The organism is Nonomuraea sp. NPDC050643, assembly GCF_040654715.1.
Classification (GTDB): domain Bacteria; phylum Actinomycetota; class Actinomycetes; order Streptosporangiales; family Streptosporangiaceae; genus Nonomuraea.
The window spans coordinates 26,509-46,459 of sequence record NZ_JBFAIM010000099.1 but is presented as its reverse complement, the minus strand read 5'-3'; the positions used below and the strand labels follow the sequence as shown (position 1 = coordinate 46,459).

The window sequence follows — 19,951 nt, the reverse complement described above, 5'->3', positions numbered from 1 at the left end:
CCACCTGCTCCAACCTCTTCCACGGAGTGATCAAACTACCCGCGGCTGATAGGTGTTTCGGACCGGAACTGGTTCATTGACTCTGACGCGGAAGGTTCATCGTCGACGTGTTTGGTGCAAGCTCTGGGCCATGCGGCTTCTTTACGTGTGAGGCTCGTTGGGTCGCGCGGCCACGTTTGCTGGTCTGCGAGCCAGGATGGGTGTAGCCGCACCCATCCTGGATTGGCTCAAGCGGCCATGAGGCGCGGTTGCCCGCCGTTGTGTCCGTGATTCAGCGGACACGTAGGTCCTTCGGTCGCTAGAGTCGAAGCTGTTGCGGAATCCCGTCCGCCTGGGGAATTGAGGAGCACTGATGTCTACAACGATGACCGGAGCTTCCGTTCGCCCCTTGGTGGCCGCAGTCGCAGGCTTGTAACGCCGCGCGTGTAGCAGCATAGTCAGCACACATCCCGGTCGCCGGGGCGAGGTGACACATGTCACCGGCCCTTGGCGCTGTTTGGCGTCTCCGTTCGCCTTTCCGGGAGTTCTGCTGTGTCCGCTCGTCATTCTTCACTGCTCCGTGTACGTGTCCTGGTCGAACGCCTGATCGCTGCCCCGTTCGGCAGGAAATCTCAACGGTCGAGGTCGGCTCCGCCTGCTCCGAACTCCGCTGATCAGACTGTCAACCGGAATGTCCGCCTGCTGAGCTGGTTCAACTTCTTCGGCGACTTCCGCATGTACGGGCCGATCATGGTCATCTACTTCGCGCAAGTCACCGGCTCGTACACCGCTGCCGCCAGCCTCCTGGCGGTGAAGATGCTGTCTTCGGCAGCGTTCGAAGTCCCTACCGGGGTGCTCTCCGACCGCCTTGGCCGACGCGGCACGATGATCGCCGGTGCCGTCGTCATGGTGGCCGCCCATCTCGGGTACGCCGGCGCTTCGGGCTACGGCCTCCTCCTGGCAGCTGTTGTGCTGGAGGGCTTGGCGACCTCGCTGTGGAGCGGCAACAACGAGTCTCTGCTCTACGACACGTTGCTCGAAGCCGGCCGGGAGGAGGAGTTCCCCCGGCACTCGGGCCGGGTGAACTCGATGTTCCAGATCGCGCTCGCACTGGCGGCATCCATAGGTGGCGTGGTCGCCGGCGCGTGGTCGCTGCGTGTGGTGGTCGTGCTGTCGGTCGTGCCGCAGGTGCTGTGCGTGCTCGTCGCCTTGCGGGTTCGGGAACCGCGGGTGCACGGCCCGCTGGAATCGAACGTGCTGGTGCATCTCGGATCGGCCCTGCGCGGCATCCGCCGTAATCCGGTGCTCCGCCGGATGACTCTGGTGTCGGCGCTTCGTTACAGCAGCGAAAGCGCGGCCCAGTTGTCGCCTGTTTTCGTGGCAGGGCTGTGGCCGCTCTGGGCGCTGGGCCTGTGGCGCACCTTCGGCCATGGCGTGGCCTTCGTCGGCTTCCGTGTCAGTGGTTGGGTGATCGGCCGGGTGGGCGCGGCCCGCACTCTGCTGTTCGGTGAGCTGTTCGACAACGTGGCGAACTTCGTGGCGCTGGTCAAGCCGACGGCATTTTCGCCTGTGCTGCTTGGGTCACCGGCCTACGGCATGTCGACAATCGCCCAGCAGACGTTGCTGCAGCGCGAGTTCACCGACCGGGAACGCGCGACGATGGGTTCGCTTGCGTCGCTGCTCGGCAGCGTGCTCTACGCGCTCGTCGCCCTGGGAGCCGGCCTGGTGGCAGACCGTTGGGGCATCGCTGCGGCGTTGCTCGCGATCCAGGCGGTGGTGCTGATCGCACTTCCCCTCGCCTGGTGGGTGCACGCGCACGCTTCCATGCTCCCCACGGGCGCTGGGACGGTGACGGAATGAGCGCCTTCTCGGCCCCGGCCAGGCCAGCGGTCGACATCGCAGCGCTGCAGGGTGAGATGGAAGCCATTTCCGGCCTCCGCTGCTCGGTACCCTCTTTCGTCGCCGACGGGCAGGACTGTGCCTGCCGACAATGTCATCCGTGCAGGTCATCTAGCTTTTCGAGGTCCCGAGGACCGCGTCGAACAGCGCAGCTCCGGTCAGCCCGACGAATTCACGGCGTCGCATTTCGTCCCTGTCCTCCGTGCATGCGACAAGACCAGTGGCATGCGTGCCATTCGCGAGGTTAGCAAGGCCACGATTCCGCCGGTGGCCATATTTTCGCCACACGGCCACTACATGGCGGCTTCAACATTCTTCCCTGTTCCCCCACCGGCCCCAACCATTCGATCAAGAATACGACAGCCAGCCCCATCGGCAGCAGGATGGCCGGAACCTCGTTGCCCGTGGGCGTGGGTGATGGCGGCCGGGAAGCGCAGCCCATTCCACACCAGGATCATCTCTCATTCATTCATCAGCGCAGGTGAAACAGATTGGGGCGGCCAAGACTGAGCGAGGACGGTGCGCTATTCCAGCCAGTGCAGGCCACGGCGGCCAGGCCTCTACGGCAGCTCATGGAGCACGTACAGCAACGTGACCGTCTGGGGGGATTCGGCACGATGGCGGTGACTGCGAGCGCTACGGCGACGACTACGGCATAGGCCGCTCGCGAGATTCGCCTGCGCTCATTCATGGGAGATCATCTCCTTCCGAAAAGCAGGTGAAAGGGGACTGATGCCGACATACGCCCTCGATGGAGTTCCCCTGGACCATCCGGCCGGCTGCTGGCCGACCAGGGTTGGCACTAAGCGTCGCCCGCTGCCGGGTGTGCGCACGGTGTCGGTGAAGGTGCGGGGCGTGTCCGGGGAACTGCCGGTGCATCGTGACCGGGCAGATCAACGCGTCCGGCCCCGGCTCGGCGTTCCGCCGGATACACCTCACCCCGAGCGTGGCGATCGGCGACCGCACTCGTGCACGGTGCTCGTCACCGCAGCCACCTCCACCACCGCGGTGTCCAAGCTCGAAATCCGGGCTCGCCGCGCCTACCTGTGAGCAGCTCGGGTTACGCCAGTGCTATTCGGAATCCGGCGATCTGTGCGAGCCAACGGTGCCCTTGAGTTCTTCCAGCCGGGTCACGGCGCCCTCGTGTAGCTCATCCAGCTTGCGTAGGAGACCGGCACGAGTGTTCACAGGCAGAAACCGGCGAGTCGTGTGCTGGTCAACCGCGCGCTTGGCACGCTTTCTGACCTTGGCCAATTGGTCGGATGCGCGGTCAATCGCCGCCTCCGGAGGAACCGATCGGGCGTCGAGGGATTGCGCGCACTCTGAAAGCACGTCGTCATACTCGCGCTTAACCGGCCACACAACCCCAGACACCGACACCGACACCACGACCCGCCTGCTCAACCGGACCGGCCTCTTCATCGAGAACCAGGGCGCCATGACCCGTGCGATCGACTGCCTCGAACGGGCGCACACAACGAGCGAGCGGGTGCTGGGCGCCGACCACCCCTCCACCCTGGCGGCGCTCGGGTAGGTGCTCCTACACCGACGGCTTCTCATCACCGCTGAGTTCGCGGCCCCGGCTTTGTTCGCGGAGCCGGCGCAGGTCGGGGATGTGGTTGTAGAGAGTGCCCGGGCTGACGTTGAGCAACTTGGCGATCGAGGTGATCGAGTTTTCGGGGTTGGGCAGCATGTCGCGGACGACACGCAGCAGTTCGGGGGTGATGACGGTGGGGCGGCCGCCGGTGCGGCCGCGAGCGCGGGCGGCGGCCAGGCCGTCGCGGGTTGCCGGCGACGATGAACTCGGCGAGGGCGGCGAAGACGTGGAAGATGAGGCGGCCGCCGGGGGTGGTGGTGTCGAGGTTCTCGTGCAGCGAGGTGAAGCCGATCTCGCGCCTGCGGAGTTCGGCGACCATGGTGATGAGGTCGGCCAGGGAGCGGCCGTAGCGGTCCAGCGACGGGACGACCAGGGTGCCGGCCGCAACTTTCGAGCATCGGGATGGCGGACAAGTGCGGCGCGGTGGGCCGCCACGATGGCCAGGAGACGGCACATTGGCACCCTCTTGCTGGGGGATGATCACAGGGGCAGCGCCTGCGCGGCAAGGGGGTGAGCAGATCGGCTACTGCCGCCGATCGTGGCCGGCTCCCATGGCGTCGTCGCTCTATGTGCGGAATGTCCTGGTTCGAGCCGACCGCAGCCCTGCATCGTCGCATGATCATCTGCTCGCCCGGTGATTTGGGCGGTCGGGTAGTGGCCAGGCTTTAGTCCCCCTTGGGTTAGTTACGCACCGTTTGAGTGCAGCACATCTAGGTCAACGCTGGATGGGGGCGAGTGATGGCGCACACCAAGGTGGCCGCTCGGGACTGGACACGGCGGCGGACCGCCAAACGGGACCGCTTGGAGAAGGTCCGTCCCTTCGTCTCCGGCCGGGTGCTGGACGCCGGTCGGATGCGTGCGGCACTTGAGGCGTTGCTGCGCCCGGGCGACCGGGTGGCGCTGGAAGGCGACAACCAGAAGCAGGCGGACTTCCTGGCCGAGGCGCTGGCCGGGTGCGATCCGAAGGCCGTGCACGACCTGCATCTGCTGATCTCCTCGATCAGCCTCCGGGAGCACCTCGACATGTTCGAGCGAGGGGTGGCCCGCCGTCTCGACTTCGCCTACGCCGGTCCGCAGAGCGTGCGCATGGCGCAGTTGCTGGCCGACGGAACGGTCGAGGTTGGAGCGATCCATACCTACGTCGAGCTGTACGCGCGGATGTTCATCGACCTCATTCCGAACGTTGCGCTGCTCTGCGCCGAACAGGCCGACCGTGACGGGAACTTGTTCACCGGCCCCAGCACCGAGGACACCCCGACCATCGCCGAGGCGGTGGCCTTCTCCGACGGCGTGACCGTTGTCCAAGTCAACGAGATCGTGGACAAGGTGCCCCGGGTGGACATCCCCGGCGACTGGGTGGACCTGATCGTGCAGAGCCCGCGGCCGTTCGCACTGGAACCGCTGTTCACCCGCGATCCGCGCCACATCGGCCAGGTGGAGATCCTGATGGCGATGATGACGCTGCGCGGCATCTATGAGCGGCACGGGGTGACCACGCTGAACCACGGGATCGGCTACGACACCGCGGCGATCGAGCTCCTCCTGCCCACCTACGGCGAAGAGCTGGGGCTGCGCGGGAAGATCTGCCGGCACTGGGCGCTCAACCCGCATCCGACGCTCATCCCCGCCATCGAGAGCGGCTGGGTCGAGTCGGTGCACTGCTTCGGCGGAGAGCCGGGCACGGAGCGCTATGTCGCCGCCCGCCCGGACGTGTTCTTCACCGGCCGTGACGGCTCGCTCCGATCGAACCGAGTGCTGTGCCAGCTCGCGGGCCAGTACGCCGTGGACCTGTTCATCGGGTCGTCGCTGCAGATCGACGGCAGCGCGAACTCGTCGACGGTCACGGAGGGCCGCCTGAGCGGGTTCGGCGGAGCGCCCAACATGGGACACGACTCGCACGGCCGCAGGCACCCTACCCCCGCATGGCTGAGCCTGCTGACCGGGCAGGCCCCGGCGCTGCGGGGACGCAAACTCGTCGTGCAGATCACGCAGACCTTCCGCTCGGGCGGCGCCCCGGCGTTCGTGGAGACGCTCGACGCGGTCCCGGTGGGCAAGGACGCGCGCATGCCCATCCCGCCGATCATGATCTACGGGGACGACGTCAGCCACGTGGTGACCGAGGAGGGCGTGGCGTACCTCTACAAAGCCTCGGCCCTGGCCGAACGGCGCGAGGCGGTGGCCGCGGTCGCGGGCGCCACGTCGATCGGCCGGGAGATCGACGAGCGGCGCGTCGAGGAGCTGCGCCGGGACGGGCTGGTCGCGCTGCCCGCAGACCTCAAGGTCGACGTCCGCAAGGCGAAACGGTCTTTGCTGGCAGCCCGCAGCGTCGAGGATCTCGTGGCCTGGTCCGGCGGACTGTACGACCCACCCGCCCAGTTCCGGACCTGGTGATCCGCCGATGACCGTGATCGAGCACGCCAGGCCGTCCGCGGCCCTGCTCGCCGACACGGCGGTCCGGTCGCTGCACGCCGAGGCCCGGCTGAGTCCCAAACCCGGCCTGGTCGACGGCCGCGGCGGCGGCGCCCACGACGACATGGACCTGCCCCTCATGCTGGCCTCCGCCGAGGCGCTACGCCCCACGTTCCGCAGGATCGCGCAGGCCGCAGAGCGGACGCCCGCCGGTGTCGGGCTCCGGGAGGAGCTGGGCGCGATCGGCCGCCTGGGCGACCGGGCGATGTTGCGGACCACCGTAGGGATCAACACCCATCGCGGGGCCCTGTGGGCGCTCGGGCTGCTGGTCGCCGCCATCGCCGGCGGCGCGGCCGACGAACGCGCGGCCGCCCGCGCCGCGGCCCGGCTGGCCGCCCTGCCCGATCGGTGGGTCCCGGCGGGGGAGCCGTCCCACGGCGATCGGGCCCGGCGGCGATATGGGGCGGGCGGTGCCCGCAGAGAGGCGGAAACCGCCTTTCCGCACGTTACCGAGATCGCGCTGCCGCGGCTGCGGGAGGGCAGGGCGGCCGGTCTCGGCGAAGAGGCGGCCCAGTTGGACGCGTTGCTGGCGGTGATGAGCCTGCTCGATGACACCTGTGTCCTGCACCGCGGCGGCCCCGACGGCCTGCGTGTCGTACGGCTCGGCGCCCGGCGTGTCCTGGCCGAGGGGGGCGCGGGCACCGGCTCCGGCCGTGCCGCGCTCATGGAACTGGACGACGCGCTCCGCAGGCGGCGCCTGTCACCGGGTGGGAGCGGCGATCTGCTGGCCGCCGCGCTCTTCCTGGACATGGTGCCGTGGCCGGAACGCCTTGAGCAGGAGGTGCTCTCATGCAGACGCTGAGCTACGAGTTCCCCGCGGACCGCCCGGCCGCCCGGCGCAGCCACGTCGGGGTGGTGGGCTCGGGGGATCTGGAGGTCCTGATGACCCCCGCGAACGGCACCGCCCAGGTGCGGGTGCGTACCAGCGTCGACGGGTTCGACACGGTGTGGCGGACCGTGCTGGAGCGGTTCTTCGCCCGTCACCGCGTGGCCGCGAGGTTCGAGCTCAACGACTTCGGAGCCACACCCGGCGTGGTGACCCTGCGCCTCCGGCAGGCCATCGAGGAGGGCAAGGCATGACGGTCACCGAGTGGGAGTCGTTGCTCGACCGCACCAGCTTCATCGAGCTGGACGCCCGGGAGCGGGCGAAGGCGCTGCTGGACGAAGGCACGGCCCGCGAACTGTGCGGCCCCTTCGACCGCATCGAGTCGCCATGGCTGGAGCCTCAGGGCGTCGTCCCGCAGTCCGACGACGGCGTCGTCGTGGTCAAGGGCAGTCTCGACGGGCAGCGCGCGGTCGTGATCGGCATCGAACAGGCATTTCAGGGCGGCGGCATCGGCGAGGTCTCCGGTGTGAAAATCGCCGCTGGGCTGTCTTTGGCGGCACGGGACAGCCGCGACGGCGCTCCGACCGCCGCGGTGCTGCTGCTGGAGACCGGTGGCGTCCGCCTACAGGAGGCCAACTTGGGCCTGGCCACGGTGGCCGAAGTGTGCGCGGCTGTACTGGAGCTGCGCGCCCTCCAGCCCGTCGTTGGTGTCATCGCCGGGGCGCTGGGCTGTTTCGGCGGCGTGAGCATCGCTGCCGGACTGTGCACGAAGCTGATCATGACCGCGGAGGGCAGGCTCGGGCTCGACGGTCCTGAGGTGATCGAGTCCGAGGCAGGGATCGCCGAGTTCGACGCCTCCGACCACCCGCTGATCTGGTCGATCGACGGCGGAACGCAGCGCGTCAGGACCGGCCTGGCAGACGCACTGGTCCTCGACGACGTCTCCGCGCTGCGTACCGCGGTGGTCGAGGCCGTGCGGCAGGGCGTGCCCGCCGAGCACCGCTCGCGGCGGATCGGCCAGCTGCGGGCCAGCTTGGAAGCCGTCGACCTGGACCATCCGCCCGCACCGTCCGCGCTCGCGGCGGTATGGGCGAAACCCACGCCGCCGAAGGGAGACCCTGGATGAGCCGCGGGCAGAATTGGACGCACGCGCTCGCGGACGGGGCCGTGAACGACGTCGTGCCGTCCGTGATCACGGCCGACTGCACGCTGGGCGACGACACCGCCCGCATCGTCACCGTCGTGCCGGACCCGCGAAGCCCCTTCCACCGCGCGCGCGAGGGCGAGGTCGGGCTTCGCGAAGGGCTCGCCCTCGCCGAGGCGGTGACCGGGGTGGTCGTCGCGGACGGGCGGCTGCCCGACGGCCGCCGCCGCCCGATCGTCGCCGTGGTCGACCTGCCCAGCCAGGCCTACGGGCGCGTCGAGGAACTGCTCGGCATCCACCACGCGCTGGCAGCCGCCGTGGACGCCTACGCCACCGCCCGTACGGCGGGGCATCCAGTGATCTCGCTCATCGTCGGAAGAGCCCTGTCCGGCGGGCTGCTCGCGCACGGTCTGCAGGCAAACCAGATCCTGGCGCTCGACGATCCCGGCGTGGTGATCCACGCCATGCACAAGCAGGCCGCGGCCAAGGTGACCCTCCGGACGGTGGCCGAGCTCGACGAGTTGGCCAAACGTTTCCCGCCGCTGTCGTACGACGTCAACGATTGGGCGAAGCTCGGCCTGTGCGACGAGCTCCTGCGGGTGGAGAACGCTGGCGAGCCGACCGAAGGGGACACCGTGAAGGTGAGGAACGCGCTGGCCGCCGCCGTCGTACGTGCCCGGAAGGGTCCCCGTGACCTGAGCAACCGCCTTAACTCGCCGGGCGCCTTGAAGACCAGGGCAGCCTCCCGCCGCATCCACGAGGAACTCGCGAAGCAATGGGGATGACGGCGCGCCCGCACGACCTGTTGCGGCTCGCGGGTAGCGCGGCGGCCGGCGCCGAGCTGCCCGGCTGGGCCGCCGCGTCACTGGCGGCCTGCGGCTGGGCCGTCGTACGGCGGGCGCCGCACCCGCCCGGCCTGATCCCCATCGGCGTGCGCGGACCCCGCCGGTCGCAGCGCCACGCCGCCTTCGTGCCCGCAGGGGAGGTGACCCGCCGCGTGCCCCCGGAGAAGCTGAACCGCCCGCACCCGCGCGGCCCCCACCTGCCGGCCGCTCTGCCCGCCACCATGTTCGCCGCCCTGCCTGCCGCTTTGTGCGACACCCTGTCCGCCGTCGGCCTGCGGCTGGCCGAGGAGCTGGGGTGCGAGGCCGTCTGGGGTCCGGTCGGCAGCGTGGGCTTCGAGCTGGCCACCGGGCACCAGGTCACCCACCCCTCGAGCGACCTCGACCTGCTCGTACGGACGCCGCGCAGGCTGTCGCCGGCCACGGCCGCACGACTGGTGACCGCCTTCGCCGCCCTCCCCAGCAGGATCGACTGCCAGCTGGAGACCCCGCGCGGCGGGATCGGCTTGGCCGAGTGGGCCCGTACCGGCGGCCCGGTCCTGGCCCGCACCGCGCACGGCCCCGAGCTGGTCGACGACCCCTGGGGGCGCGCATGACGGTCGCCTTCCTCTACCCCGGCCAGGGCACCCAGCGGCCCGGGATGCTCCACGACCTGCCCGGCCATCCGGCCGTCGCCGCGACCCTCGCCGAGGCCGAACGGATCCTGCCCGGTTCGTCCAGGCAGGACGACGCCTGGGCGCTGGCGTCGACCGTCACCACGCAGGTCGCGCTCTGCGTCGCCGGAGTCGCCGTGACCAGGGCGCTCGCCGCCGAAGGCGCCGGTCCCGACGCCGTGGCCGGCCATTCCGCCGGCGCGTTCCCGGCCGCTGTCACCGCTGGCGTTCTGACCTTCGCCGAAGCCCTCGTGGCCGTACGCCACCGCGCCGAGCTCATGCGCGACGCCTACCCGTCCGGGTACGGCATGGCTGCCGTGCTCGGGCTCGACGTGCCCAGGGCCCGCGCCCTGATCGACTCGATCACGACCGATGACGACCCGGCATACCTGGCCGTCATCGACGCCGACCAGCAGGTCGTGGCCGCTGGCAGCGTCCGCGCGCTGAAACGCCTCGACGCGGCGGCGGAGCGGGCCGGCGCGCGGCGCGTGCGGCGCCTGGACATCGGCGTCCCTTCACACTGCCCGCTGCTCGCCGGCGTCGCCGACGCCATGGCGGCCCACCTCGGCACGGTGCCCAGGCGCGCCCTCGCCGTTACCTACCTCGGCGGCCGGACCGGCCGCCCGCTCCAGGACGCAGACGCCGTCCTCGACGACCTGGCCCGCGGGGTCGCCGCCGCCCTGCGCTGGCGGGACATCGTCGCCCTGCTCGGCGAACTCGGCACGACGCTGTTCGTCCAGGCGCCGCCCGGGCACGTGCTCGCCCGGATCGCCGGGGCCGCGAACCCCCGCGCCCGTGCCATCACCCTGGCCTGCACCTCCCTCACCGACGCGGTGGAGCTGACCCGCCGTGCCCGCACGACCGCAGTACGAACACCAGACCGTCGGACAGAAGGAGCAGAAAGATGACGATCCCCCGCCACAAGAAGACCTTCGTGGCGGCGTTCGCCGCGCTCACCCTGCCGGTGGCGGCCGCCTACGCCCAGCCGGCCACCGCGGCGGCTCCCCTGCCCTGTCCTGCACCGGCCCGCACCAAGCCGACAGTCGTCATGGTGCACGGAGCCTGGGCTGGCACCTCAAGCTGGGACGGCGAGGCCGACGCCCTGCGACGGGCGGGCTATGTCGTCCGCGCCATCGGCAATCCGCTCCGCGACCTGACCAGCGACGCCGCGACCGTCGCCGACTTCCTGAAGACCATTCGCGGTCCGATCGTGCTCGTCGGGCACTCCTACGGCGGTTCGGTGATCACGAACGCGGCCGCGGGCGTGCCCGCCGTCAAGGCGCTCGTGTACGTCGATGCCGCCGCCCCGGACGTCGGGGAGACCACCGGCCAGCTCAGCGGCTCCAAGTCCGCCCTGAACGCGAACCCGGGCACGCTCTACGACGCGGTGCCCTACGCGGGAGCGCCTCAAGGAGCGGACGACCTGTATCTCAAGCAGGAGCCGTTCGCCCGCTCGTTCGGCTCCGATCTGCCGCAGAAGACCGCCGAACGCCTCTGGGCCGCCCAGCGGGCCGCCTCGACCAGCGCGTTTATGACCCCGTCGAAGGCCGCCGCGTGGAAGACGATCCCGTCCTGGTACTTCATCAGCACCGGTGACCGGATCATCACGCCGGACTCGCAGCGGAAGATGGCCAAGCGGGCCCGCTCGAAGGTCACCACGTTCGCGGGCGGATCGCACCTGACCCTGATCTCGCATCCGGACGCGGTGACGGCGGTGATCGGGGCGGCGGTCTGCTCCGTGCGCTGACGGCCCCTGAGCGACACACCGCAGCACTACTGGAAGCCGACGATCAACAGGACCACCGCTATCCATCGAAGGATTCGTTCCGACACTGGATTCTCCAGCATCATGGCCGCCGGCTTCGCCAACGCGTCTGGGTTCACTACCGCGAAAGCAATGGCCACGTAGCAGACCAGCATGGGTATGCCGATCGTCCACTCGACAGAACCGCCGCCCACGTAGGGCGAAATCCCAAAGGGAACCGCCCCGGCTGGACGAGGCCAGCCGTCAGCCGCTGCTCCACCCGTACCGGCACCAGGCGGCGACCGCCTTCGCCCGGCTTTCGCCCGCCGACCTGAGCCTGCTCGGACCGCACCTGTAGACAGGTTGTACGTACGCCCGCCTTTCGGACGAACACCCTCGCCACTTCGGCGCGGCCGAACAGCTGATCTTTCATCCGTTGGAATCATTGCCCGGGGTGCCGGTGGGCCGGCCGCTCAGCCGAGCGGAATGACCGGCTCCGTGGACCGGCTGACGTAGAAGCAGCCCGTGGTGGGCAGGCTGCTGGCCGCCGGTGGTGTGACGCCGTCGTACACGGCCAGCAGGAAGTTCTGCGGGCACCGCCGGGTGCTGCCGGTACGGATGCCGAAGTGCAGATGCGGACCGGTCGAGTTGCCGGTGTTGCCGCTCAGCCCGATCTGCTGCCCGGCGGCGACGGAGGCGCCATTGGGGACCGACCACGAGGAGAAGTGGCAGTAGGTGTAGATGGCCCCGTCGGTTCCGGTCAGGTTGATGCCGCGCCCGCAGAGGCTGTCGTCGATGATCGTCACCGTGCCGGCGCGCGCCGCGTATGCCGGGGTGCCGGTGCCGACCGGGAGGTCGATCGCCGGATAGTCGTGGTGCGGGTCGTCGTACTCACTGCGAGGCAGCGCGTTGCGCGGAAGGGGGAGCGAGAAGGAGACCGCTCCGGTGGAGGACGTGATCCGGACGGCGTCGGCCACGACGTAGCCGGGCTGGCTGGTCCAGCGGCTGACGCCGACCACGTTGTAGTCGCCGGCGGCCAGGGCGAACGTGCCGAGACCGACCCAGCGGCCGCCGTTGGCGCGCTGATCGACGGCCACCGTACGGGTGCCGTCAGTGGTGGCCACCAGGAACGGGGTGGCGCTGTTGTAGCCAGGGTCGGCCGGGTACCAGACCTCTACCAGGTGAGCTCCGGCCGCTGCGATCGACGCCTTGAACCAGGCGGCGTCGCTCGTGGTGGTGTCCGGGGTCGCGAACCGGTAGTCCGCGCCGTAGCGCTGCGTGGACCAGGTCGAGGTGCCCCAGTTGGCGCCGGCGGAGAACTGTCCGGCGGTGGCGTTGTCGACCGTGATGGTCGCGGCGGTGGCGGGTGTCACAGTGCCGAGCAGCACCAGGGAGGCCGTCACGGCGGCGGTCGATAACCGAGTGATGATTTTCACGAGCTGGGCCCTCCGGGGGTCGAGGGGAAGCGCGGGTGAAGGTATCTAACCAACATGCGAGCGCCAATGAAAGATACCTACATGCATCGGTATCGCGGCCTTGGGCCGGCGACCGGGGTCCAGACCGGCCGGCCGAGCCCATTCCTCCGCGGTGACGGGCGCGCGACCTGCGGCGGTGCGACGGCGGCCGACCCTGACGTGCTGACCGGTCATCGCGGCCAGGATCTGATCGCGGACCTACGGCATCACGTCTGCGGCTTCGAATAGACCCTGACCGCCGAAAGAACCGCCTGCCGCAAAAGGCCCGCAAGGGCGAGCATGCCGGTGCTCACGTGCCGGTGCCGGCCGGTCCGGGAGCGGACCTGGTATTGGGGCAGGCCGAGTAGGTCCGTGCCGGGCTGGCTGTTCTCTTCGATCTTCCGGCGCATTTCGGCGGCCGCGACAACTGCGCTGGTGGGCATGCGCCGAATTCCTCCAAGAACCCGGCCTCGAGAAGCTGCTGCATCGCCTCCGTAGCCTCGATCTCGGACACTTCCGGGTGTTCGCACGTCACGACGGCGAGCACATCGTCGGGTGACCTGGTCCCGTCCAGCGCGCTGACCAAAGTCCACAACCAGCCGCCGGAGTCCTCCATCTCCGCCCCAATGCCGTGGATCGTGGCAGCGATCCTGACATTGCCATCGAATGTGCGAAACGGGACATGCTCCGGCTTGATCCGCGGCTTCAGCAGTTCCCTGGCCCGGTGAATCGCCCCGAGTTTGATGGAGATCTCCACCGAACCCGGGACGATTCACTTTGCCGACCGCATCCAGCCACCGTCTGCGACCGAGCGGAGGTCAGGGGCAGGCTCTGCGACATGAGGTCTCCGGGAAGAAGCGAGCCCAGTCTTTCAGGCTGAGGTCATACGTGACAGTGGCGCAGATCTGGGTGGCCGTAAGTCGCGGGTCGGTGTCCCAGAGGATGGCGGTCCGGTCGTTGCTGGCGGTGGCCGGCAGTCGCCCGTCAGGGCTGAAGGCGACGTCGCGGACCATGCCCAGGTGTCTGAGCAGCCGTAGGGCGGCCTGCGGTCGGCGGGCCGGAACAGCAGCAGGGCGGGGTCGCCGATGCGCATGTGCTGCTGAGGGGTACCGGCGACGGCGACAATGGAGCGGCCATCGGGGCTGAAGGCTATGGTGTTGACCGGCGCCGGGCCGGCGGTGAGTTGGCCGCGAACTGTTCGGCTGTCGGCGTTCCACAAGATGATGGCGCCGTCGTCGCCGGCGGTGGCCAAGGTGCGGCCGTCGGGGGCGAAGCCCACGTCGTTGAGCCAGTCGGTATGCTCGGCGAGCGGCAGCCGGGTGGGGTCCCACAGGATGATCCGGGTGTCCTCTCCGGCGGAAGCCAGCAGCGGTGCGCTCGGGCTGAAGGCCAATGTGTTAGACGTTCTCGATGTGGCCGGTGAGCGCGCTGACTCGGGCGGCAGCGCGCCGATGTCCACGCCGTCCACCCGGGCGCCGGGAGGGACCTTCCCGGCGAGCGCAGGACGCTCATGAAGCCCCCGGGCCTACGACGGCGGTTGGGACGGAGAGCGATCACGAGGCCGCGGAACGGAAGACGACGGTAAAGTCGCCGCCGCCGTTCCTGGACTCGTAGACGGTGCCGTCCTCGGTCGTGGCGAGCAGCCGGTTGCCATCGACGGCGGCGAACGCCGTGGCCTGTCCGGGCAGGGCCCCGCCGGCTTGCCAGGTACGTCCCTCGTCCCGGCTCGTCTGTAGTCGGCCCTCGGTGTCCGGACCTACCAGCAGTCCCTTGGCAGGGGAGTCGACGTGGCTGAGCAGCGGCGCGCCCTGGACGCCCGCGAAACTCGTGCCGCCGTCCGTGCTGACCCGCAGTCCGCCCTGGGTGGTCGCGTAGAGGCGATCCGGCTCGCCGGCGTTCGCGGCCAGGTCGATGGCGTCTTCGTCGGTGCCGGGCATCCAGGTAGTGCCCCCGTCTGCGCTCGCCCTTACCTGCCTTGTCTGGCTGTCGTACGCGTACAGCTTGTCTCCCGCAGGCTGCAGGGAGTGAAAATCGGCGGCGCCGCCCTCAGACACGGTGACCCACGTGCGACCGGCATCGCTGCTGCGGATGAGGCCCAGGTGCGGACTGGCGGCCTGCGGGTCGCCGGGGTGACCGCTGGCCAGGAACGTCCCTGGTCCGGTCACGGTGAAGCCCATATGGTCCTGGATACGTCCGGCCACCCGCTGGGCGGTCTCCACCGATGTGACCTTGAACAGGCCGTAGTGGCCCGCCAGATAGAGGGCGCCGTCCGCTGGATCGACGCCCAGCCCGTGAATGTGACCGATTCCCGGATCATCAGGGCCGGGCGCTGAGGAGGATGGTGATGGTCCGCACGCCGACGCGACAAGCGCCAGGACGGCCAGCGCCGCGGCTGTGGCACGAAGCCGTGTATTGCGCATAGTCACAGATTCTACTAGCTAATATAGTAGCTCGTCGTCGAGAATGGCTCCGGCCGACGATGGCCGATCAGTCCATCGTGAGAGAACTGGGCCGCGGCCGGCTCGTCTCGGGGATCGAGCGGCGTCACGAGATCCGCACTGCCGGGGTCATCCCGGCATCGCGGGCCCAGAAACAGCACGAATGCTCGCCGGCCCCTGGTCGGTGCTGCCGGTGTGAGCTTGGCTGTTACAAGAGAGCAGCGCGGCGGCGTGATGGAGTTGCCGGGCCCGGCTCGGTGTCGTCGCCGGGTCTTGGAGTGCTCCCTCCATCACGCCCTTCCTAATAGACCGAGATGTGTGGGTGGTCGTAGTGGTTGGCCGTGACACCGCCCCGGTCGCTCATGTACTTCCACGCCCCCGTACGGACGTGCCAGATGCGTTGCCTGTAGATCACGTACATGATGCCGAGCCGCTGCGCGTTTTCGATCACCCACTCAGAGATCTCATCACCCAGCCTTGCCTGCTCAGGCGAGGGCATCGCGCCGCCGGAGCTCACCATGAAGTCGCACGCGCGGCCGAGGGGATGCTCCCCGCCGTCATTGACGCCGCGGTAGCAGCCGACGCCGTAGGACAGGGCGAAGCGCTGCCGGATCAGGTTGCGTACGTTCCGCATCCGCGGGGTGATGTTGTCGCGTACCTTGGTGAAGCCCGCTACGAGCGCCGTCTCCTCGGCGGCGAGCTGCTCCAAGATGGCCGCACGTCTGAGGATGGTGCTCGGGTCGGCTCCCGCCGCGAATATCGCGAGATTCAGGTCCGGTTGCTGGTAACGCAGCGTCGCCAGCTCTCGGACGCCTTGCTGGGCCTGCTCGTATCTTCTCTGCGCCGCTCGCAGCCGCGCCCGCGCCGCCTGCTCGGACTTCCTGGCGGTCACGAGCGAGACACGCTTGGCGTTGTAGTCGCCGATCAGCGCGTCGAGCTCCTTCTGCTGTTCGGAGAGCTGCCTGCGCAGCTCTTTGGCGCCGGGTTCAGGGGCCGCGAGCGCTTCTGCGCCGATGCTCGCGCCCATGGCCAGGGTGACCAGCAGGGCCCCAGCGGATACCGGATGCGACGGAATGGCGTGGGGGGACGACCCGCCACATAGGGCTCCTCTCCTTCTGCCTGCCGGGTTAGCTGACGGGTTCGGGCGGGAGTCGCCCTACGACGACGAAGGTCGCCGATTCACCCCTGCATCGTGGGTCTCCGGCTCCCGGCCAGGGGACCGGGACTCGGCTCGGCGGCTGCGGGAACCGCACTACGAGGAACCATAGTAGGTGCTGTCGGCGAACGCGGTGGTTTCGCGCGGAGAGGTATGCCTCCAGGATCTCGTCTCCCGAGTAGAGGGTCTGGGAGACGAGATCCAGCACGACGGCCACTCTGCTATCAGAGATAGTTGAATCGAGTGTGCATCTGCATCGCTTGTCTTCGCTGAACCCGAGGGGTGGGGGTTGCGTCAGGTTTGCCGGTAGCCGAGCAAGGTCATCATGCCGGATTCGCCGTGGTAGACGTTGTGGCAGTGGATCATCCACAGGCCGGGGTTGTCGGCGTCGAAGTCCACGTCCAGCCTGGTGTTCGGAAGGACGATGGCGGTGTCCTTGCGGATGCCGGCCTCGGCCAGGGCGAAGGTGTGGCCGTGCAGGTGCATCGGGTGCCACATTGTCGTGCGGTTGACGAACGACAGGCGGACCCGTTCTCCTGCCCGAATCGCTGAGATGATCTTCGGGTCGTACTTCTTGCCGTTGATCCCCCAGTCGTAGGTCATCATGCTTCCGGTGAGCTCCAGCTTGATGGTGCGGTCGGGGTTCTTGGGCGCGAGCCGTACGGCCTCGGCCGGGCGGAGCTTGGCGTAGCGGAGGACGCCGCCCTCCAGTTCGTGCGGACGCAGGCCGGCCTTGGGCGCCGATGCTGACCGGCTGGTCCTGATCAGGCCGCGGGCCACGGCTTTCTTGCCCTCGGCGAGAGCGACCAGCGGGAAGACGCCGTCTTTGAGAGTGACCAGCACGTCGTAGCGCTCGCCCATGCCGATCAGCAGTGCTTCGGTATCGATCGGCTGTACGGCGAAGCCATCGGTGTGGGTGATGGTCATTCGATGTCCGGCCAGCGCCACGCGGAAGGCGGTGTCACCGCCCGCGTTGATGATCCGGATGCGCAACCGCGCCGGGCTCGGCGCGGAAGGTCTCCGGTGCGGTGGCGATCCGCCCGTTCAGCAGGAAGTGCGGATAGCGTACGTCGCCCGCGTCCCCGCCGAGCAGCAGGCTGGTGGCGCCCATGAGCATGTGCTTGCTTGTCCCAGGCGTTGGGCTGGGGGTCATCTCGGTCATACCGGTCATACCACCGTGATCCATGCCGCCCATGCCGCCGGACAACTCGGCCAGCACTTCGTCCGGCGTGCCGGTGACCCCGTCCAGCCAGTCGTCGAGTACGACGACCCACTCGTCGTCGTACGTCAGCGGCTCGTTCGGGTCCTCCACGATCAGTGGGGCGTAGAGCCCGCGGTCGAGCTGGGTGCCAGTGTGCGGGTGGAACCAGTAGGTGCCCGGGTCCGGGGCGGTGAACTCGTAGACGTATGTGGCTCCGGATGCGACAGGCCGCTGGGTGACGCCGGGCACGCCATCGGCGTCGTTGCGGAGCGCCAGCCCGTGCCAGTGGACGGTGGTGTCTTTGGGCAGAGTGTTGGACAGCCGGGCACGGATCACCTCGCCCGCCTTCACCCGGATGGGCCTGCCCGGGATGCGGCCGTCGTAGGCCCAGGTTCGTGCGGTCACGCCGCCGAGCTCTACTTCGCTCTCGGCGGCCACAAGGGTGAAGTCGCGTACCGCACCGGGACCGCGGGCCTGCTCGGCGGCGCGGACCTGGTCGCTCCTCGGGCCGATGAAGGCGGGAGAGGACGTGGGATTCTGGTCGCAGCCGGTGAGGGCGGCTCCGCCCAGGAGACCGAGACCGCCCCTGAGCAGGGCGCGTCGACTGATGTGGTACATGGTTGCTGCCTCGCTGACGTTTGCGCTGACGGACGGGCGAAGACCGGACGTAGCTGGGCATGACGGCCCCAGCGATCCGGGTCAGAACGCTTACGTCCGCAGCACCACCGTGCGCGTCAGGATGAGCGACAGAGGAGGCGGGCCGCGAAGCCGCCGTGGTACGGGCCATCCGGGATGCGATCGCAGCCAGGCGCAGGCCAGGCCGGCGACAAGCGGGACCAGCGGTGCCAGGGCGAGGAGAGCGGCCATGATCGCCAAGCAGGCGGACGCTGGGTCAGGTGCCTTACCCGGCGCATCGCCGGATCCAGAGCCAGGCACGGGAGAGTGCGCGCTCTCCGCGTGGAGCATGCCAGTGGCCGATGGCTGTGGCGCGTCGTGGCCGTCGAGGTGGCCGAGCGTGTGCATCGCCGCTACGCCCAGCATGAGGAGGACCAGGAGCAGCAGCCGCGGCAGCGCCCCCGCCGACCGTCCCGCCTCCGTTGACCTCATGACCAGAGCATACGGAATATCTCCTATGGTGCGTCGTAGATCGCGTTACGGCAGCAGGCCGTTCATGACCAGGTCGATGATGGCCTCCCTGGTGCGCTCCGGCGGCCACTCGTGGCTGGCGCGCAGATGGACATAGCCCCAGCCGGCAGTGTTGAACAGCACCGTGGCGGTGACGGTGGGAGGAACCTCGCGGAGGGAGCCGTCGAGCACGCCGTCGCGGAGCAACCGCTCGAAGGGGGCCGCGAAGATGTCGACGGTGAGGGCGTCGGGGCCGGGCTGGTGGAACATCTCGCCATGCGCCACGTACATCCCGGTCAGCAGTTCCAGGTGTCTGTCGGCGGTTTGAAACATCGCCTCGAGCATCGCTCTGAGCCGTTCGGCGGCCGTGCCTGGGCTGGTCAGCGCTGGCCACAGGGCAGTGCGGAACTCGTCGGCGGCGCGGGCGGCGAGTGCGGCGATCAGTGCCTCCCGGCTGACACCGCGGCGGTGAAGGGTCGCACGGGAGATGTCGGCCTCGTCGGCCACCCTTTCGAGGGTGGCCTAGGGCAGCCCCCATTTGGCGACGCACGTACAAGCTGAGCGCCTGGGTGACGGCGAAGCGGCCGTCAAGGAGCCGACGGAACATGGCCAGCGTGAACAGCGCGCTGACCAGCAACACGGGCAGATAGAGCTCCTCGTTGAACTGCGGGACGTCGGTCTCGAACTCCAGCACGGCAATCAGGGCGCTACCGAGCAGCAGCCCTCCGGCAGCGGAGATCAGCCACGACGGAGTGCCGGGTCGGTCTCCGGCCAGCACACCCACGATCCGTGCCATGGTCCCGAAGACCGCGAGCATGTGTGGCGGGCTCCACAGCACGGCGTCGCGGCCGAACGCCTCGTGCCAGAAGACGTCCGCCACGCTTGCGACTAAGTCGTCTCAAAGTCAACGCGACGCACGCCGTCCAACGAAAGCCCCTCGCTTGCGAACGATGGAGCTGTTGCGTGTGACCTGCCGGACTGTGCTGAGGTGGGCATCGCCGCGGTGTATCGGCAGCGATGCGATGCAGACGACGAATCATTGATCTTGTGTGGCATGTCGATCTCCAAGACGTTGGTTGCCGGAAATACCATAGGGGGGTATGGTGTTGGCATGAGCAGCGACCTGAGGAGGGGTGGACATGGCCGGATACAGCGGCACCAAGCAGGACCACGCGCTGCGGTTGCGGCGCGTCGAAGGGCAGATCCGGGGTCTGCAGCGGATGGTCGAGGACGACAAATACTGCATCGACATCCTGACCCAGGTGTCGGCGGCGACCAGCGCGCTGAAGTCGTTCTCCCTGTCGCTGCTCGAAGAGCACCTGGCCCACTGTGTCGCCGAGGCCACGCTCAAGGGCGGCCCGGAGGCCGAGGCCAAGATCAAAGAGGCGTCCGACGCCATCGCCAGGCTTGTACGTTCCTGACTC

At 69.0% G+C, this 19,951-nt stretch carries 20 protein-coding genes, 1 pseudogene and 1 riboswitch; of the genes and pseudogenes, 10 read left to right on the top strand and 11 right to left on the bottom strand.

What is annotated here, in order from left to right; genetic code table 11:
* The first annotated feature begins 531 nt into the window (after positions 1–531).
* Positions 532–1,839: an MFS transporter gene (locus tag AB0I15_RS61950; protein ID WP_358118860.1), complete on the top strand. Its 1,308-nt coding sequence runs from the start codon at positions 532–534 to the stop codon at positions 1,837–1,839.
* A gap of 1,110 nt (positions 1,840–2,949) precedes the next feature.
* On the opposite strand, the gene AB0I15_RS61945 is transcribed toward AB0I15_RS61950, so the two are convergent.
* From AB0I15_RS61945 to AB0I15_RS61935, 3 genes and pseudogenes are all read right to left on the bottom strand, one after another.
* Positions 2,950–3,318, bottom strand: a complete 369-nt coding sequence (locus AB0I15_RS61945) for a hypothetical protein (protein ID WP_358118859.1) — start codon at positions 3,316–3,318, stop codon at positions 2,950–2,952.
* Positions 3,319–3,418: 100 nt separating this feature from the next.
* Positions 3,419–3,571 carry a hypothetical protein gene (locus AB0I15_RS61940; RefSeq protein WP_358118866.1) on the bottom strand — a complete coding sequence of 51 codons (153 nt, stop codon included), beginning with the start codon at positions 3,569–3,571 and terminating at the stop codon, positions 3,419–3,421.
* Positions 3,572–3,737: 166 nt separating this feature from the next.
* Positions 3,738–3,929 (bottom strand): annotated as a pseudogene (locus AB0I15_RS61935) (recombinase family protein); the annotation flags it as partial.
* 284 nt (positions 3,930–4,213) lie between these two features.
* On the opposite strand from AB0I15_RS61935, the gene mdcA reads away from it, so the two are divergent.
* Genes mdcA through AB0I15_RS61895 form a run of 8 tightly spaced genes read left to right on the top strand, consistent with a single transcriptional unit; the run spans position 4,214 to position 11,156 of the window.
* Entirely contained in the window at positions 4,214–5,866 is a 1,653-nt protein-coding gene (gene mdcA / locus AB0I15_RS61930; protein ID WP_358118858.1) for a malonate decarboxylase subunit alpha, read from the top strand.
* A gap of 7 nt (positions 5,867–5,873) precedes the next feature.
* Positions 5,874–6,746 (top strand): triphosphoribosyl-dephospho-CoA synthase, encoded by an 873-nt coding sequence (locus tag AB0I15_RS61925; protein WP_358118857.1) that lies wholly within the window; start codon positions 5,874–5,876, stop codon positions 6,744–6,746.
* Positions 6,734–7,024, top strand: coding sequence for a malonate decarboxylase subunit delta (locus tag AB0I15_RS61920; RefSeq protein WP_358118855.1), 291 nt, complete (start codon positions 6,734–6,736; stop codon positions 7,022–7,024). The genes AB0I15_RS61925 and AB0I15_RS61920 overlap by 13 nt, the downstream gene beginning before the upstream one ends.
* Entirely contained in the window at positions 7,021–7,896 is an 876-nt protein-coding gene (locus AB0I15_RS61915; RefSeq protein ID WP_358118854.1) for a biotin-independent malonate decarboxylase subunit beta, read from the top strand. The genes AB0I15_RS61920 and AB0I15_RS61915 overlap by 4 nt, the downstream gene beginning before the upstream one ends.
* Positions 7,893–8,699 carry a biotin-independent malonate decarboxylase subunit gamma gene (gene mdcE, locus AB0I15_RS61910; RefSeq protein WP_358118853.1) on the top strand — a complete coding sequence of 269 codons (807 nt, stop codon included), beginning with the start codon at positions 7,893–7,895 and terminating at the stop codon, positions 8,697–8,699. Before AB0I15_RS61915 ends, mdcE begins: the two co-directional genes overlap by 4 nt.
* Complete coding sequence (locus AB0I15_RS61905) at positions 8,696–9,352, top strand: malonate decarboxylase holo-ACP synthase (RefSeq protein WP_358118851.1); 657 nt, start codon at positions 8,696–8,698, stop codon at positions 9,350–9,352. Before mdcE ends, AB0I15_RS61905 begins: the two co-directional genes overlap by 4 nt.
* Positions 9,349–10,317 (top strand): acyltransferase domain-containing protein, encoded by a 969-nt coding sequence (locus AB0I15_RS61900; RefSeq protein WP_358118849.1) that lies wholly within the window; start codon positions 9,349–9,351, stop codon positions 10,315–10,317. The genes AB0I15_RS61905 and AB0I15_RS61900 overlap by 4 nt, the downstream gene beginning before the upstream one ends.
* The gene (locus tag AB0I15_RS61895) at positions 10,314–11,156 is read left to right on the top strand and encodes an alpha/beta hydrolase (protein ID WP_358118848.1); all 843 of its coding nucleotides are present in this window, start codon (positions 10,314–10,316) and stop codon (positions 11,154–11,156) included. Before AB0I15_RS61900 ends, AB0I15_RS61895 begins: the two co-directional genes overlap by 4 nt.
* A 470-nt stretch (positions 11,157–11,626) precedes the next feature.
* On the opposite strand, the gene AB0I15_RS61890 is transcribed toward AB0I15_RS61895, so the two are convergent.
* From AB0I15_RS61890 to AB0I15_RS61855, 8 genes are all read right to left on the bottom strand, one after another.
* On the bottom strand, positions 11,627–12,556 hold the full coding sequence (locus AB0I15_RS61890; RefSeq protein ID WP_358118847.1) for a peptidoglycan DD-metalloendopeptidase family protein: 930 nt from the start codon (positions 12,554–12,556) through the stop codon (positions 11,627–11,629).
* Positions 12,557–12,917: 361 nt separating this feature from the next.
* Positions 12,918–13,364 (bottom strand): hypothetical protein, encoded by a 447-nt coding sequence (locus AB0I15_RS61885; RefSeq protein ID WP_358118864.1) that lies wholly within the window; start codon positions 13,362–13,364, stop codon positions 12,918–12,920.
* Between the two features lie 114 nt (positions 13,365–13,478).
* On the bottom strand, positions 13,479–14,066 hold the full coding sequence (locus tag AB0I15_RS61880; RefSeq protein ID WP_358118845.1) for a hypothetical protein: 588 nt from the start codon (positions 14,064–14,066) through the stop codon (positions 13,479–13,481).
* A 94-nt stretch (positions 14,067–14,160) separates the two neighbouring features.
* A complete protein-coding gene (locus tag AB0I15_RS61875; RefSeq protein ID WP_358118843.1) occupies positions 14,161–15,027 on the bottom strand; it encodes a F510_1955 family glycosylhydrolase in 867 nt (288 codons plus the stop codon).
* Between the two features lie 319 nt (positions 15,028–15,346).
* Positions 15,347–16,072: a hypothetical protein gene (locus tag AB0I15_RS61870; RefSeq protein WP_358118841.1), complete on the bottom strand. Its 726-nt coding sequence runs from the start codon at positions 16,070–16,072 to the stop codon at positions 15,347–15,349.
* Positions 16,073–16,147: 75 nt separating this feature from the next.
* Positions 16,148–16,287: riboswitch (cyclic di-AMP (ydaO/yuaA leader) on the bottom strand.
* A 208-nt stretch (positions 16,288–16,495) separates the two neighbouring features.
* Positions 16,496–17,194, bottom strand: coding sequence for a multicopper oxidase domain-containing protein (locus AB0I15_RS61865; RefSeq protein ID WP_358118839.1), 699 nt, complete (start codon positions 17,192–17,194; stop codon positions 16,496–16,498).
* Positions 17,163–18,020, bottom strand: a complete 858-nt coding sequence (locus AB0I15_RS61860) for a multicopper oxidase domain-containing protein (RefSeq protein WP_358118837.1) — start codon at positions 18,018–18,020, stop codon at positions 17,163–17,165. Before AB0I15_RS61860 ends, AB0I15_RS61865 begins: the two co-directional genes overlap by 32 nt.
* Positions 18,021–18,554: 534 nt before the next feature.
* Entirely contained in the window at positions 18,555–19,034 is a 480-nt protein-coding gene (locus tag AB0I15_RS61855) for a hypothetical protein (protein ID WP_358118835.1), read from the bottom strand.
* 632 nt (positions 19,035–19,666) lie between these two features.
* Between AB0I15_RS61855 and AB0I15_RS61850 the strand changes: the two genes are divergently transcribed.
* Positions 19,667–19,948, top strand: a complete 282-nt coding sequence (locus tag AB0I15_RS61850; RefSeq protein WP_358118834.1) for a metal-sensitive transcriptional regulator — start codon at positions 19,667–19,669, stop codon at positions 19,946–19,948.
* Positions 19,949–19,951: the final 3 nt, after the last annotated feature.